At 49.3% G+C, this 13,158-nt stretch carries 17 protein-coding genes; all 17 read right to left on the reverse strand.

The genetic code is table 11. The features are described 5' to 3' along the window. Window positions 1-62 precede the first annotated feature (62 nt). The 17 genes from mtrB to KI362_RS13160 all read right to left on the reverse strand — a co-directional run bounded on the left by mtrB (window position 63) and on the right by KI362_RS13160 (window position 13,113). Window positions 63-308, reverse strand: a complete 246-nt coding sequence (gene mtrB / locus KI362_RS13080) for a trp RNA-binding attenuation protein MtrB (protein WP_044479030.1) — start codon at window positions 306-308, stop codon at window positions 63-65. Window positions 309-399: 91 nt separating this feature from the next. Next, window positions 400-672, reverse strand: a complete 273-nt coding sequence (locus KI362_RS13085; protein ID WP_044479031.1) for an HU family DNA-binding protein — start codon at window positions 670-672, stop codon at window positions 400-402. A 273-nt stretch (window positions 673-945) separates the two neighbouring features. Further along, on the reverse strand, window positions 946-2,424 hold the full coding sequence (spoIVA, locus tag KI362_RS13090; RefSeq protein ID WP_044479970.1) for a stage IV sporulation protein A: 1,479 nt from the start codon (window positions 2,422-2,424) through the stop codon (window positions 946-948). A 435-nt stretch (window positions 2,425-2,859) separates the two neighbouring features. Then, window positions 2,860-3,603, reverse strand: a complete 744-nt coding sequence (locus KI362_RS13095; RefSeq protein ID WP_301627594.1) for a hypothetical protein — start codon at window positions 3,601-3,603, stop codon at window positions 2,860-2,862. Between the two features lie 31 nt (window positions 3,604-3,634). Next, a complete protein-coding gene (locus tag KI362_RS13100; RefSeq protein WP_301627595.1) occupies window positions 3,635-3,991 on the reverse strand; it encodes a 2Fe-2S iron-sulfur cluster-binding protein in 357 nt (118 codons plus the stop codon). Between the two features lie 15 nt (window positions 3,992-4,006). Then, the gene (locus KI362_RS13105; protein ID WP_301627597.1) at window positions 4,007-4,621 is read right to left on the reverse strand and encodes a hypothetical protein; all 615 of its coding nucleotides are present in this window, start codon (window positions 4,619-4,621) and stop codon (window positions 4,007-4,009) included. 22 nt (window positions 4,622-4,643) lie between these two features. Further along, the gene (locus KI362_RS13110; RefSeq protein WP_044479034.1) at window positions 4,644-4,823 is read right to left on the reverse strand and encodes a DUF2768 family protein; all 180 of its coding nucleotides are present in this window, start codon (window positions 4,821-4,823) and stop codon (window positions 4,644-4,646) included. A 128-nt stretch (window positions 4,824-4,951) separates the two neighbouring features. Next, window positions 4,952-5,224, reverse strand: a complete 273-nt coding sequence (locus KI362_RS13115; protein ID WP_044479035.1) for a stage VI sporulation protein F — start codon at window positions 5,222-5,224, stop codon at window positions 4,952-4,954. A gap of 279 nt (window positions 5,225-5,503) precedes the next feature. Further along, complete coding sequence (locus KI362_RS13120; RefSeq protein WP_301627600.1) at window positions 5,504-6,544, reverse strand: NAD(P)H-dependent glycerol-3-phosphate dehydrogenase; 1,041 nt, start codon at window positions 6,542-6,544, stop codon at window positions 5,504-5,506. Then, window positions 6,537-7,148: a glycerol-3-phosphate 1-O-acyltransferase PlsY gene (plsY, locus tag KI362_RS13125; RefSeq protein ID WP_301627602.1), complete on the reverse strand. Its 612-nt coding sequence runs from the start codon at window positions 7,146-7,148 to the stop codon at window positions 6,537-6,539. Before plsY ends, KI362_RS13120 begins: the two co-directional genes overlap by 8 nt. A gap of 15 nt (window positions 7,149-7,163) precedes the next feature. Further along, the gene (gene der, locus KI362_RS13130; protein ID WP_044479038.1) at window positions 7,164-8,486 is read right to left on the reverse strand and encodes a ribosome biogenesis GTPase Der; all 1,323 of its coding nucleotides are present in this window, start codon (window positions 8,484-8,486) and stop codon (window positions 7,164-7,166) included. 190 nt (window positions 8,487-8,676) lie between these two features. After that, a complete protein-coding gene (gene rpsA, locus KI362_RS13135; protein WP_044479039.1) occupies window positions 8,677-9,912 on the reverse strand; it encodes a 30S ribosomal protein S1 in 1,236 nt (411 codons plus the stop codon). Window positions 9,913-10,026: 114 nt separating this feature from the next. Next, complete coding sequence (locus tag KI362_RS13140) at window positions 10,027-10,608, reverse strand: lysophospholipid acyltransferase family protein (RefSeq protein ID WP_044479040.1); 582 nt, start codon at window positions 10,606-10,608, stop codon at window positions 10,027-10,029. A gap of 1 nt (window position 10,609) precedes the next feature. After that, on the reverse strand, window positions 10,610-11,311 hold the full coding sequence (gene cmk, locus KI362_RS13145; protein ID WP_044479041.1) for a (d)CMP kinase: 702 nt from the start codon (window positions 11,309-11,311) through the stop codon (window positions 10,610-10,612). A gap of 117 nt (window positions 11,312-11,428) precedes the next feature. Beyond that, a complete protein-coding gene (locus tag KI362_RS13150; RefSeq protein WP_301627606.1) occupies window positions 11,429-11,638 on the reverse strand; it encodes a hypothetical protein in 210 nt (69 codons plus the stop codon). Window positions 11,639-11,719: 81 nt separating this feature from the next. Continuing rightward, entirely contained in the window at window positions 11,720-12,373 is a 654-nt protein-coding gene (locus tag KI362_RS13155) for a flagellar brake protein (protein ID WP_301627609.1), read from the reverse strand. A gap of 230 nt (window positions 12,374-12,603) precedes the next feature. Continuing rightward, complete coding sequence (locus tag KI362_RS13160) at window positions 12,604-13,113, reverse strand: GNAT family N-acetyltransferase (RefSeq protein ID WP_301627611.1); 510 nt, start codon at window positions 13,111-13,113, stop codon at window positions 12,604-12,606. Between the last annotated feature and the right edge of the window lie 45 nt (window positions 13,114-13,158).

Below are 13,158 nucleotides of genomic sequence, written 5' to 3' on the forward strand. Positions count from 1 at the left end.
GCAGAATGCTGTCCCTTATTTCATTCTACAAAAGAAAAAAGCAGGCTATGCCTGCTTAACAATTATTCCTCGGTATTCACGATACCATACTTGGTGTATACAACAGCCTTGCCCCTGATCTTGACCGCAGAAGTGTGGTCGGTGAACTGGGCAATCAACACCTCGCCTTTGTCGAGTTTTTCCGTATGATGAAAACGGGTGTCCTTCCCGCGGGTCAGACCGATTACGGTAACCCCCTGGTCCTTAGCTTTTACGACAAAATAGTCGCCGCCCATTCCTTGCTCGCTTCCTTGTCCGGACTGCTCCATGAATGTAGCTCCTTCCCGTTCTGGAATTCATAAGAAAGGCCCGTGAACACTAGTGCCCACGGACCTTGATCACGGAAGATATGTAGAAATCTTATTTGATTCCGTCTTTGAGCGCCTTGCCAGGCTTGAATGCCGGGATTTTGCTCGCAGGAATTTCGATTTCTTCTCCGGTTTGCGGGTTACGGCCTTTACGAGCGGAGCGCTCGCGAACTTCAAAGTTACCGAAACCAACCAACTGTACTTTATCTCCGCTTTGAAGTGCGCCCGCAATCGCTTCAAAAACAGCATCTACTGCCTTAGTAGCGTCTTTCTTGGACAATTCAGTGCTTTCAGCAACTTGCGAAATCAAGTCGGTCTTGTTCATTAGGATTCACCTCCCTAGTAAATTTGAAATTCATTCTGATATACTTTGTTTCCGTTTTGCCGTAAATTATACGTTGAAGCGGACAGAATAGGCATATTTCTCCCGGAAATCCGCCATTTGCCATCGTTTTCAAGGCGCGGAACAAATTTATAGTAATACAGCGGATTAATATTTTCAAGTGAATTAAGTCCCGATTTGGTGAATTCCGCGCGAAAACACATGAAAAAGCCGGCTGTAACCCAGCCGGCCTGTTGGTTAACCCGTCTATAACCGTTACAAAATAATCGCGATCAAACCGCCTGAGCCTTCATTGATAATCCGTCCAAGTGTCTCCTGAAGCTTGTAGCGCGCATTGTCCGGCATCATGGCAATCTTGCCCTGGATTCCTTCTCTAACAATGGAGTGGAGCGATCTGCCGAATATATCGGATTCCCAGATCTTGATCGGATCATTCTCAAAATCCTGCATTAGAAAGCGAACCAGCTCTTCACTCTGCTTCTCGGTACCGATGATCGGAGCAAATTCCGATTCCACATCCACACGAATCATATGAATTGAAGGTGCCGTTGCCTTCAGGCGAACACCGAAGCGAGAGCCTTGCCGGATCAGCTCCGGCTCGTCGAGAGCCATTTCCGCGAGAGAAGGGGCGGCAATTCCATAGCCGGTTGTCTTGACCATCTCCAGCGCTTCGGAGAAACGGTCGTATTCCCGCTTGGCATGGCTGAAATCCTGCATCAGCTGGAGCAAGTGATCCTTGCCGCGGATTTCTACTCCGACGACCTCCATCAAAATTTGGTCATACAGATCATCCGGGGCATACAGGTCAATCTCTGCTACGCCCTGCCCCATATTCATACCGCTAAGTCCCGCACGGTCAATGAAGTCGTATTCCATGAAATTATTAACGACACGATCCACGTCGCGAAGCCTGCGGATATCCTTGACCGTATCGCGGACAGAGTTCTCATAGTTGCTGCGCAGCCAGTGATTCTCGTTCAGCACCATAACCCAGCTTGGGAGGTTGACATTCACCTCATGCACAGGGAATTCGTACAGTACTTCTCTGAGCACGCCGGTAACATCTTCCTCAGTCATTGTAGCTGCGCTAAGCGTGATGACCGGAATGTCATATTTGGCAGCCAGCTCTCCCCGAAGCTGTTGCGCTTCTTCGCTGCTTGGCCGGGTCGAATTGATGACGAGTACGAACGGCTTGCCGACTTCCTTAAGCTCGGCAACCACCCGCTCCTCCGAGTCTACATAGGAATATCTCGGGATATCGGCAATGGTTCCGTCCGTCGTTACGACGACACCCAGTGTGGAGTGCTCCTGAATCACCTTGCGGGTTCCGATCTCGGCCGCTTCCTGGAAGGGAATCGGCTCCTCGAACCAAGGCGTAGAAATCATTCGAGGTCCGTTCTCATCCTCATACCCCTTCGCTCCTTCTACGGCATAGCCAACGCAATCCACAAGCCTGACGTTTACCTCAAGTCCTTCTGCCACCTTAATCTGTACCGCATTATTGGGCACAAACTTTGGCTCAGTCGTCATTATCGTCTTTCCTGCAGCGCTTTGCGGGAGCTCATCCACTGCCCGGACCCGGTCTGCCTCACTTGCGATATTCGGGAGTACGACCGTTTCCATAAACCGCTTGATAAACGTAGATTTGCCGGTGCGGACAGCCCCGACAACGCCCAGATAAATATCCCCTCCGGTACGTTCGGCAATGTCCTTAAAAATGTCTACTTTCTCCAATACCACTGATATCCCCTCCTCAAATTTCGCCGAAGGAAAAATGCTTTGAGAGCATCCGCTTCGTTATTCACCAACAATTTGCATACGCAGCTGGGCAGGAGCGGCAGCTCCCGTAACCCGCGTCCGCCGCCGCTTTACCTGATGCAGGAAGATTACAATCGAAGCGGCGCCACTCGTACATGCTTTTGGACTAGTACCATCTTATGTACAAGATGAAGTTTTATGACAGAATCCCCGTCATCTCCGGTCCTTTTTTTGATCTCATACCTGCCGCGGGCAGGACAATGATTTTTCCGCCATATTGAATGCGTATGAATGAGAGATACGCATTATGCAATGTTTTTTGCAAAAAGAAAGCCGCCCCCGGCCAACTGGCTCAGGAACGGCTTGTTTCACAGCTAATAACGCATGTTCAAAAAACTACCTCTAACTAGATTACTCTGGTTGGGGGATCGGTCGATTATCCTTCCAAAAATAAGGCAAGGATTTCACGGGAACGAAGTAAGATTGCTCCGTCAGCATTTCCCGAATATCATTGTCATCGGAAGGCGTAATTCCCGTGCGCTCAACAATCTGCATCAAGTCCGGAGCATAATCCACATAGACCTTGCCTTCCTCGTTGATCAGATAGTTCAGTTCCAGGCCGGAATACACGCTTTTCAGCACATAGTTCTCCCCGCCCATCGCCTTCAAATCGATCCTATGTATTCCTTCCGGCAATTCTCCATCTTCCTTCTTTACCGGCAGGACGCCTCCCTGCTGCTCCCTGTATTTGGCGGCGAGCCGTTCAACATCGTTAACGTACTGAGCCGTTGTCAAATCCATGATCTTGATAACAGGGTCAAGCTCTTCATTTTGTATGAGAAAATAGACGCTTCCCCCGTTCTCGAAGGCGGCCCGGGGAATTGACTCCAGATATCCTTGCTTCTGCAACAAAGCCAGATCTACCCGAAATTTCTCGTACTTCGGGGTCTCTTCGGAAGGGGTTATTAATGGAAGGAGCTCATGATCGCTTTGGTACTGGTCCACGGCAAGCTGGATTCGGTTCACACCCTCACGATAGGCATCGGAAGGATTCTCCGACACTGCCTCCCGATACAGACAGCCTGACAACAGTATAGCAAGAGCCATCGGGACCAGCATGATTCTGGCTAATGGAGCAAAATAATTTCGATGCATACCGAGTTCTCCTTATGCATAGTTATGATATTTACCACAGTTCATCCGACTCTTGCGCCTTCAGTTCCATCTGTCTGCGAATCGCAGCCTTGAGCGGATTCTCAGGGAGCCTGATCGCTGCGTCTCCAAGGACCTTGCACTGACAGGCAAGCCTTGTCCCTTTTTCCAGCTCCGCCATTCCCAGCTTGCGCCGCTCCGCAGCAGAAGGAGGAGATAAAGCGGCAGAGCTATCCTCTTCCACCTGGATCTTGCACATCATACAAGACGCCTTCCCCCCGCATCTCGTAGGCATAGCGATCCTGGCTTTATGAACAGCCTGCAACAAGCTTGTACCGACCCGTACTTTAATCGGCTTTTCAGCCGGATAAAAGGTTACTTGGGCTTCCATCCATGCGGCCTCCTCTTATCCTTCTATTGCCCAGGGAAACAGCGCTTTAAGCTGACGAAGATGGGCTTCGCTCCATGAATTGCTCCGAATTAATGTTCTTAATGTTGCGGCATGCTGCTTCGGCTCTCTTGCCATGGCTTCGGCAACGGCCTGATAACGATCAGGACGTGAGCGGAGGATATTGAACACCAGCTCATGAGAAAGGGGCATCAGGGGCAGTTCCCCTTCAGCCAAATCTAGCTTGATCTGGCGAGCAGCAGGGGCAAGAATCTCTTCGACCTCGGTCAAATACGAAGACGAGCCCGCGCGAATTCGGAACCCTCCAACCAATTCCACGGCATATTCGCCCAATCGGTAGTGACTTAATCTGGAGCTGTAGATTCCGCTCTCATCCAGAGTCGGCTCATCCGTTGCCAGGTTGAACAGCAACTCATGGAGAAGCGGAACATGCTGATCATCAGTATACACATCGATATCACGAGGCAGTGCAGAAAGGCTAACCCCTTGCAGCCATAAGGCGCAGCTTCCGCCCAGTATCCAGGGAACCTCCGCATGCTCAAGCCGCTTATGGAGCAGGCAAAGCGATCTCAGCAGCTCCGAGGCCGATGTGTCATCTTGCTGGAATCTCATGATTTAAACCTCTTCCCGTTGGTCAGGTGATGGACACCAGCCCCGCCAGAAACCCGGCAACCATAATCACGAAGGCAAACAACGACAGCAAACCGCGAACAATCCCCTTCGTTTTGGTCCTGGCAAATGTGATCAGAAATACGGACAAGCCCATTACAAGCAGGGCTGCCAAGGACAGCCACATTTTTGTCATCGGATCCATACACTTAACACTCCCAATTCTAATGGCGTGAACTGATTATGATAAATATTATAGCACAAAAAAAAGTCCCGTTTGAAGCCATCGCTTCCAAGCGGGACTGCCGATTACAGGCTTTATCTGAACTTTGTCTACTTCTTCAACATCATTTTCATCAAGGCTTCCATATTGGATGGATTCATTCCGCTTTTTTTGACCGCTGCAACAATCTCATTGACCGTGCTCTCAGTCACAGGAACCTTCGCCATAGATGAAACCTGCTTGATCAGCTTGCGAAGCTCAGCCTCGTTCTGCATTGTGGAAGGCTTTACCGTACCGGCCAATTTTTTAACTGCACCCTCGGTTATATTTTTGCCTGTCTTTTTATTGATTGCATTCAACGCATCCTTGGAAACTTTGCCCATGCTCTCGCCTCCTCCATGTCCTCCCCAACAGTTTATGAGGTGTTCACGAAAAAGGTCCTGGGCGGTTGCGGATTGTCTACATCGGGTGAACTAAAGATTATGCATGCGGAGGCAACGTGTGAAGTGTTCTTCCGATCGCTGTTGTTCGCGGATTTCTCTAACTGAACCAGGGAAGTTTAAGGTAGAAATCCACTCACAAAGGCGAACGCTCCCGCTTCTTCCAGAACATTTCACTCTTATGCCCTTTCCATGCAGCTTATTTAGTTCAACTTACACAGCTTAGCTGTGCCACTGCTCCCAGGTTTCGATCGACATCATTTCCATTTCGGTCTTGCGATCCCGTCCCATCAAGGCTTCAACCGCTGTCTTCGGGTTCATTCCCTCGAACAACACGTGATACAATTGACTCGCGATCGGCATTTGCACCTGGTACTTCTCGGAGATCGTATGTGCAGCTTTGGTGGTACGAATTCCTTCCACGACCATCCCCATCGACGAGAGCACCTCATCCAGCGGTGTCCCCTCGCCAAGCATGAATCCGGCCCTCCAGTTCCGGCTGTGCTTACTTGTTGCCGTTACTACAAGGTCACCTACTCCAGCTAGCCCGGCAAACGTAAGCGGATTGGCCCCCATCTCGACACCGATACGAGTAATTTCGGCCAATCCGCGGGTCAACAGCGCGGCCTTGGCATTATCCCCGTACCCAAGCCCGTCAGACATACCGGCACCCAGTGCGATTATGTTCTTGAATGCCCCGGCAAGCTCTGCTCCCAGCATATCCCGATTTGTGTAAACACGGAAATAGGAATGCATGAACAGGTCCTGGGCTTTAGCAGCCTCTTTGTCATCCAATGAAGCAACTACAACCGTGGTCGGGCAGCGCTTGACGACCTCTTCCGCATGGCTCGGGCCGGAGAGAACAACAATCCTGCCCTCTTCACATTCAAGCTCCTCGGAGATGACCGTCGAGATACGCTTCAAGCTTTCTGTCTCGAAGCCTTTAGTAGCATGGACCACCAGCATGTTCTCGCTCCAATAAGGCTTCAACGAACGAGCAACCTCTCTCGCTGCAGACGAAGGAGCGACTATAACAACTGAGCTGGCTCCCCGCACCGCCGCCTCCATATCGGTCACAGCAACCAGATTGAACGGGAGTACAACTCCCGGCAAGAAGCGCTCATTCGTATGGCGCTCATTGATCTCCCGGCACTGTGCTTCATTACGTGTCCAAATATTCACATCGATGCCCTTGTCGGCCAGAACGCTGGCCAGAGCCGTTCCCCAACTGCCTGCTACCAGTACAGCAGCCTTCTCAGACAATGCGTGTTCCTCCTTTGGATCCAAGTTTGTTCTCTTTGCCTTGAATGATCTTCACAATATTTGAGCGATGCCGCCAGAAGGCGAACAGACAGATGACAAGGCTCGCCCAGAAATAAGCGCCGAACTCGCCGCTAATCAGCAAAAATATCGGTGTTAAGAATACAAAGATCAGGGAACCAAGCGAAACAAATCTCGTAAAGACGATGGATAGGATCGCAATAATTCCGGCGTAAAACGCAGGGAAAAAAAACAGCGTTGCCATAACACCAATGGCCGTAGCAATTCCTTTTCCGCCGCGGAAGCGGAAATAGACCGGCCAGTTATGGCCAATAATCGCAGCGATACCACTGATTGCAGCGACCCATTCCGAGCCGCCGCCAAGCCAGTGTCCTATCCAGACGGCTGCGATTCCCTTCAATACATCCAGCGCCAGCACTAAAATGGCCGGCCCCTTTCCCAGCACACGCAAGGTATTCGTTGCTCCGGCATTTCCGCTGCCATGTTGCCGGATATCAATTCCCTTAAGTCCCTTGGCCAACACAACACTGAAGCTGACCGAACCGAGCAAATAACAGGCGATTACAGCTATGATCGGTAATATCACTTGTGTCCTACTCCCCTAACCTTCGTCAGACTTCCGGCGCGTAAACAACCGGATTGGCGTTCCTTCAAAATCAAAGGCAGCCCGGATTTTGTTCTCCAGGTATCGCTCATATGAGAAGTGCATCAGCTCCGGATCATTCACAAACACCACCATCGTAGGCGGTTTCACCGCTACTTGGGTTACATAATTGATCCGTAGTCTGCGGCCCTTGTCTGTCGGAGGCGGATTAATGGCAATCGCATCGGACACTACGTCATTAAGCAGATGCGTCTGAACCCGCTTCGTATGTTGATCTGCAACATGCTGAACGACCGGTAAAAGCTTGTGAAGCCGTTGCTTCGTTTTCGCAGAGAGGAACACAACCGGTGCATACGTCATAAACAAGAAATGGTCTCTGATCTTCTGTTCGAATTGATGCATCGTCTTGTCGTCCTTTTCGACAACATCCCACTTGTTAACGACAAAAAGCGCAGCCTTGCCAGCCTCATAGGCATAGCCGGCAATATGCTTGTCCTGCTCAATGATTCCCTCCTCACCATTAATAAGCACAAGCACAACATCAGCACGCTCAATTGCCTTCATTGCTCTCATGACACTATATTTCTCCGTGCTCTCGTATACCTTGCCGCGTTTTCTCATTCCGGCTGTGTCAATCAGGACATATTTTTGACCGTCCTTCTCAAACGGAGTATCGATCGCATCTCTCGTCGTGCCTGCAATATCGCTTACAATGACGCGTTCTTCGCCAAGAATGGCGTTTACAAGCGAGGACTTTCCTACATTCGGACGACCAATCAGAGCAACCCGGATTACATCGTCTTCATATTCCACATCCTCCAGCTCCGGCAGGTTATCAGCGATAGCATCCAGAAGATCACCAACGCCTGTTCCGTGGCTTCCGGACACCCCGATAGGTTCGCCGAATCCGAGATTATAGAATTCATAAATATTATCCATCCGACCGATATTATCGACTTTATTGACAGCCACAATAACCGGTTTGCCTGAACGGAACAGCAGCCCGGCAACTTCCTCGTCCGAACCCGTTACCCCCGTCTTGGCATCACACATAAACACAATCACATCCGCTTCCTCAATTGCCAGCTCCGCCTGCATGCGGATTGACTTTAGAATCGGCTCCTCATCATCCAATTCAATACCGCCTGTATCGATGATACTAAAAGGCTTGCCGTTCCATTCCGCGGTGCCATAGATCCGGTCACGCGTGATTCCTGGCTTGTCCTCCACGATGGCCAGACGGTCGCCAATAATCCGGTTAAATATCGTGGACTTCCCCACATTCGGCCGGCCGACAATCGCCACAACTGGTCTTGCCATGCGCATTCCTCCTTGTTTCATTCCTCTATCTCATCAACGCATTAGCTGTAAGCCTGCATCGCTTTTCATCGAAAACATCATAGCAAAAAAAGCAACCATATGCTAACCGATTGTAACCAATTCTTCCTAAACAAGCAAAATCGGCGAACCCGCTTCAAGGGGCCGCCGATTCATGCTTGCCTTATCCCGATTACTTGAATTTGCTCAGCTTGTCGCCAAAACGTTCTCCCAGGGTAATGCTCAACCCTTGGTTGCTAAGAGACACATTCGGGTTGTCTCCGAGGTCTTCTTTGCGAACGCTGCTTCCCTTGCCAGGCTTTTCACTCTTAGGAGCCGGTTCCGGAGCATCTTCTGTTTCCTTGATGCTGAGGCTCACGCGCTTCTCACCAGGGTTCACTTCAAGAATCTTCACTTGAACCGTTTGGCCCTCTTTCAGCACTTCATGCGGAGTACCGATATGTTTATGAGAAATTTGCGAGATATGAACAAGTCCTTCAACGCCTGGTGCGATTTCAACAAATGCGCCGAATGCCACAAGACGCTTTACTTCACCGGATACGATATCTCCGCTCTTGAAGTTCTCAGCTGCAGTTTCCCAAGGACCTGGAGTAGCCGCTTTAATGCTCAGGCTGATTTTGCCCTTCTCAGGATCAACCTTGAGCACCTTCACTTTTACCTTGTCGCCTTCGGACAGTACGTCAGCTGGCTTATCGACATGGCTCCAAGCGATTTCGGATACGTGCACCAGACCGTCAACTCCGCCCACATCAACAAATGCCCCGAATTGGGTAAGACGTTGTACAGTGCCTTCGATGACCTCGCCTTCCTTCAAGCTGCCCATAACCTTCAGCTTGTTAGCTTCGAACTCTTCATCGAGGACATCCTTCTGGGACAGGATCACTTTATTGTTCTCCTGATCAATTTCCTTCACCTTCACCCGAAGGGTGCGTCCTTTATAATCACTGAAGTCTTCAACGAAATGACGTTCTACCATCGAAGCAGGAATGAATCCGCGAACGCCCACATCGGCAACGATGCCGCCTTTTACCACATCGGCAACCGTAACCTCAAAGGTTTCTTGAGATTCGAACTTCTTCAGCAATTCTTCCCAAGCATTTTCACTGTCAATCGCACGCTTGGACAGCACCAGACGCTCTTTATCGTCGTCAATGCTGACAACCTTTGTTTCTACTTCCTGGCCAACTTGTACGACATCAGCCGCGTTGTCCAAATGTACCGAGGACAGTTCACGAATAGGAATAACGCCGTCGTATTTATATCCAATGCTCACATAAGCTTGGTTATCCTCAATTTTGACGATCGTTCCTTTTACTGTGTCCCCTTTTTTCAAGGATACGATTTGTTCCAATTCTGCCTGGCTTGCCGCCTCTGCAGCTTCCAATCCGTTCTTCGTTTCTTCCGACATGTGATTACCTCCTCAATTCAAAAAAACCATTTATTTAAACCCGCAGAAGCGAAGTTCAAAACAATTTAATCCTATTTTTCCAAGTTTTCATGCCTTCATGCATCAGGCGTTAAATTATCCTAGTTTTCTGAGCTCCGAGATTTGCGACATAATCTTCTCGGTAGCCTGTTCAGCTGCCTCCGCGCCTTTCAGCTCTTTGAAAGCTTCCAAATCTACCGGCGCACCGTAGACAACTCTGGTTTTGCGGAACAATTTATATTGGCCGATAATGGCCACCGGAATGACCGTCGCATCACTGCGGAGCGCGAAGGTTGCGGCGCCTTTCTTGCCCTCTCCTCCATCATCGCCCTTCTGTCTCGAACCTTCCGGGAAGATCCCCATTACATGGCCTTCCCGCAAAAGCAGCAAGGAGGTCTTGATGGATTCCTTGCTGACTCCGCCGCGCTTAACCGGAAAAGCTCCTAGTTGACGAATGAGCCAACCGAAACCAACGATGTCGAACAGTTCCTTCTTAGCCATAAAGTGCACCTTCCGATCCAGCAAGATGCCGATCGTCGGAGGATCCAGCAAGCTAATATGATTGGAGCATAACAGTACTCCCCCTGAAGAAGGAATATTCTCCAGACCCTTGGCTTCCAGTCGGAACAAAATCTTGTAAATTCCACGGAGCAGAGCCCGGCAAATGTTGTAAATCATCCTATTCTCTCACTCTCACAAAAGATCTGCACATCGATATGATGACGTTGACAACTTCTTCAAGGTTCAGATTGGTAGTATCCAATAATACCGCATCTTCAGCCTGACGCAACGGAGATATCTCCCGTTCCTGATCTAGACGATCACGTCTTGCCATATCTTGAATCAGTTGCTCCATAGTGATCTGGTCCTGCTCTTTCATTTCATTGAAGCGCCGCCTTGCCCGCTCCTCTACAGATGCGGTCATAAATACTTTGACCTCCGCATCCGGCAGCACCGTTGTTCCGATATCGCGTCCGTCCATGACAACGCCTTTACGCAAAGCCATTTGCCTCTGGAGCGCTACCAATCTGCTCCTAAGCCCCTCGACCTGCGCATATCTTGATACTTTGGCGTTGACTTTGATGGATCTGATCTCGTCTGTAGCATCTTGTCCGTTAATCACAACTCGTTGTCCATCTGGCTCGGGTATTAATTCAATAACCAGATCCGGCAGCATTTGAAGCAGCTTCTCTTCATCTTCCGGTTCGATTCCGCGTTGCCCGAAATACCAGGTAGCTGCGCGGTACATGGCTCCAGTATCTACATATACATAAGACAGTCTTTCCGCCACCCTCCGGGCGATCGTACTTTTACCTGCTCCCGCAGGCCCGTCAATTGCAATGTTGATTCTATCTGTAGATGTCGACGTTGTACTAGCCAAAGGGGAAATCCTCCTTCAAGACGGTCTCAATAAAAAAGCAGGCTTTGCCTGCGACGTGAAAATTATACCACATTAAAACCCGGTATGCAAAAGCAGTTGTCATAAATTCGTGCAATTTCAGTGCGCTCCGATGCGTTGAATTGGAACCCCTTCGTGACGGTCTGCGGATGCCAGCACATGCCTCAAGGCAGGTACCGAGAGCGCAGCCTGACTCAACAACAGCAACGCGACAAGCACGATAATCCCTCTCTTGATCCACAGCTCCACCCGGTCCGAGAATGTCAGGAACAACTCCGTATAAGCGTCTGCTTTCTTCTTGCTATGCATTTGGCGCACCCCTTGTCTCCAAGATGAAGTCATTAATCCTAGCTTATCCAGGGGCACCCAGATCAAATCATATCGGAAGTCTTACCGGTTGCGAAAATCAAATTGCCGCTCGAAACAATAACGGATAATCTTCTGCCGCTCCATATCCGAGATCGTGATGAGCTTCAGCATAACTCGTGTACGACCATTCTCCAGTTTCTTGGTTCTCACAATCTCCGCCTCAAACGGAGCATGCTCAATCGAGCCATTTTTATAAGGAAGCAGGAGCCAGCAGTACATTTGATCCCCTTCATTCAGCTTATAGGTTGAGTCGCATAGAAATGATACTCCGCCCCCGCCAACATCGTCCGTGTATGCGACAAATCTCGTATTATCCTTCAGCTTGACAGCCAGCTCAAGCTCGGCTACAACCCGCAAAAAGTTGCGCCGTTGAACCTTGGTGATGGACTCCTCGCTGGGTTTGCGAATCCGGATCAGATGAATTACATCCTCGGCGAAGCCGATCACATATGTATTAAAGTAATTTTTTACGCCTTCATCCGTCAAAAAGTAGATGGACAGCTCATCGCCGACAAATAAGCGCTTGATCCGACCCGTACCGACCTCAATCGGCATTTCGATCAAATAGTACTCATCCTCGATGTCGGCAATCCGGGATTTGCACTCCTTCTCTTCTTCCTTTTTGTTCGGCGAGGCAACCTGGATATAGACCAAATCATTTATTTTAGGCAGCAACGTTATCCCCACTCCTTGACCAAATCTGACACTATATGATCTGATTATAGCATGGAGCATAGTATCATGGCGCCAGAATTTTCTTAAGAGAGGGGTATCGGGTTTCACCCGCTGTTAGAGTCAGGTTCTGATTGAACTTGTCTTAGGGTAATAACCCGAGTCTAAAGGCGGGCCGTAAACTTTGCACCCGATGCCCCTCCCCTTAGCAAGCTAGAGGCAAGATTCACCACTCATATCTGCTTCGTAACCTGAGGCTTCATCTCTTTTTTCAACACAAAGCATCCTTCCTCCGGGTTCTTCGGATTTTTAATTTCAATACAATGAAACCCGCACTTATTGATGTAAAAATGATGATTCCTTCTGCTAAAGATAGGAGTTTCCGTACTCCATGTTACTGTGTCGGGATACATGTCCTCTATCTTTTTCCATACCTCTGTTCCAATCCCCTTATTTTCTAGATCAGCATCAAGGAAAATCGTTCCCAAACAATTCTCGTTGCGGGAATGAATCCAAAGAATAACCCCGCCTATTAATGCCTCATCGTTATAGATTTTGAAGGAAGTACACTGCGGATGAAATCCCCAGTGTCTGAGAAAGCTTCCGTCATCATATCCTGGCGGTCCCCCTGCTTCTTTCCCTAAATGAATCCGAGTATCTTCATCAAAGGCTCTTTTCATAATTGGGACAAGTTCTTCAACATCCTGTTCTTCCATCGCTACAAACTTAATTGAATTTGCCATTCCTAATTGATCTCTCCTCCATGCTTATTTAGAGAAATAATAAGG

This window comes from Paenibacillus apis, from assembly GCF_018333295.1.
In the GTDB taxonomy this organism is placed as follows: domain Bacteria; phylum Bacillota; class Bacilli; order Paenibacillales; family Paenibacillaceae; genus Fontibacillus; species Fontibacillus antibioticophila.

Coding starts and splice junctions, on each gene's coding strand:
- mtrB (WP_044479030.1), bottom strand. CDS start 308: ATGGAGCAGTCCGGACAAGGAAGCGAGCAAGGAATGGGCGGCGACTAT.
- KI362_RS13085 (WP_044479031.1), bottom strand. CDS start 672: ATGAACAAGACCGACTTGATTTCGCAAGTTGCTGAAAGCACTGAATTG.
- KI362_RS13095 (WP_301627594.1), bottom strand. CDS start 3,603: ATGCATCGAAATTATTTTGCTCCATTAGCCAGAATCATGCTGGTCCCG.
- KI362_RS13100 (WP_301627595.1), bottom strand. CDS start 3,991: ATGGAAGCCCAAGTAACCTTTTATCCGGCTGAAAAGCCGATTAAAGTA.
- KI362_RS13105 (WP_301627597.1), bottom strand. CDS start 4,621: ATGAGATTCCAGCAAGATGACACATCGGCCTCGGAGCTGCTGAGATCG.
- KI362_RS13110 (WP_044479034.1), bottom strand. CDS start 4,823: ATGGATCCGATGACAAAAATGTGGCTGTCCTTGGCAGCCCTGCTTGTA.
- KI362_RS13115 (WP_044479035.1), bottom strand. CDS start 5,224: ATGGGCAAAGTTTCCAAGGATGCGTTGAATGCAATCAATAAAAAGACA.
- der (WP_044479038.1), bottom strand. CDS start 8,486: ATGGCAAGACCAGTTGTGGCGATTGTCGGCCGGCCGAATGTGGGGAAG.
- rpsA (WP_044479039.1), bottom strand. CDS start 9,912: ATGTCGGAAGAAACGAAGAACGGATTGGAAGCTGCAGAGGCGGCAAGC.
- KI362_RS13140 (WP_044479040.1), bottom strand. CDS start 10,608: ATGATTTACAACATTTGCCGGGCTCTGCTCCGTGGAATTTACAAGATT.
- KI362_RS13150 (WP_301627606.1), bottom strand. CDS start 11,638: ATGCATAGCAAGAAGAAAGCAGACGCTTATACGGAGTTGTTCCTGACA.
- KI362_RS13160 (WP_301627611.1), bottom strand. CDS start 13,113: ATGGCAAATTCAATTAAGTTTGTAGCGATGGAAGAACAGGATGTTGAA.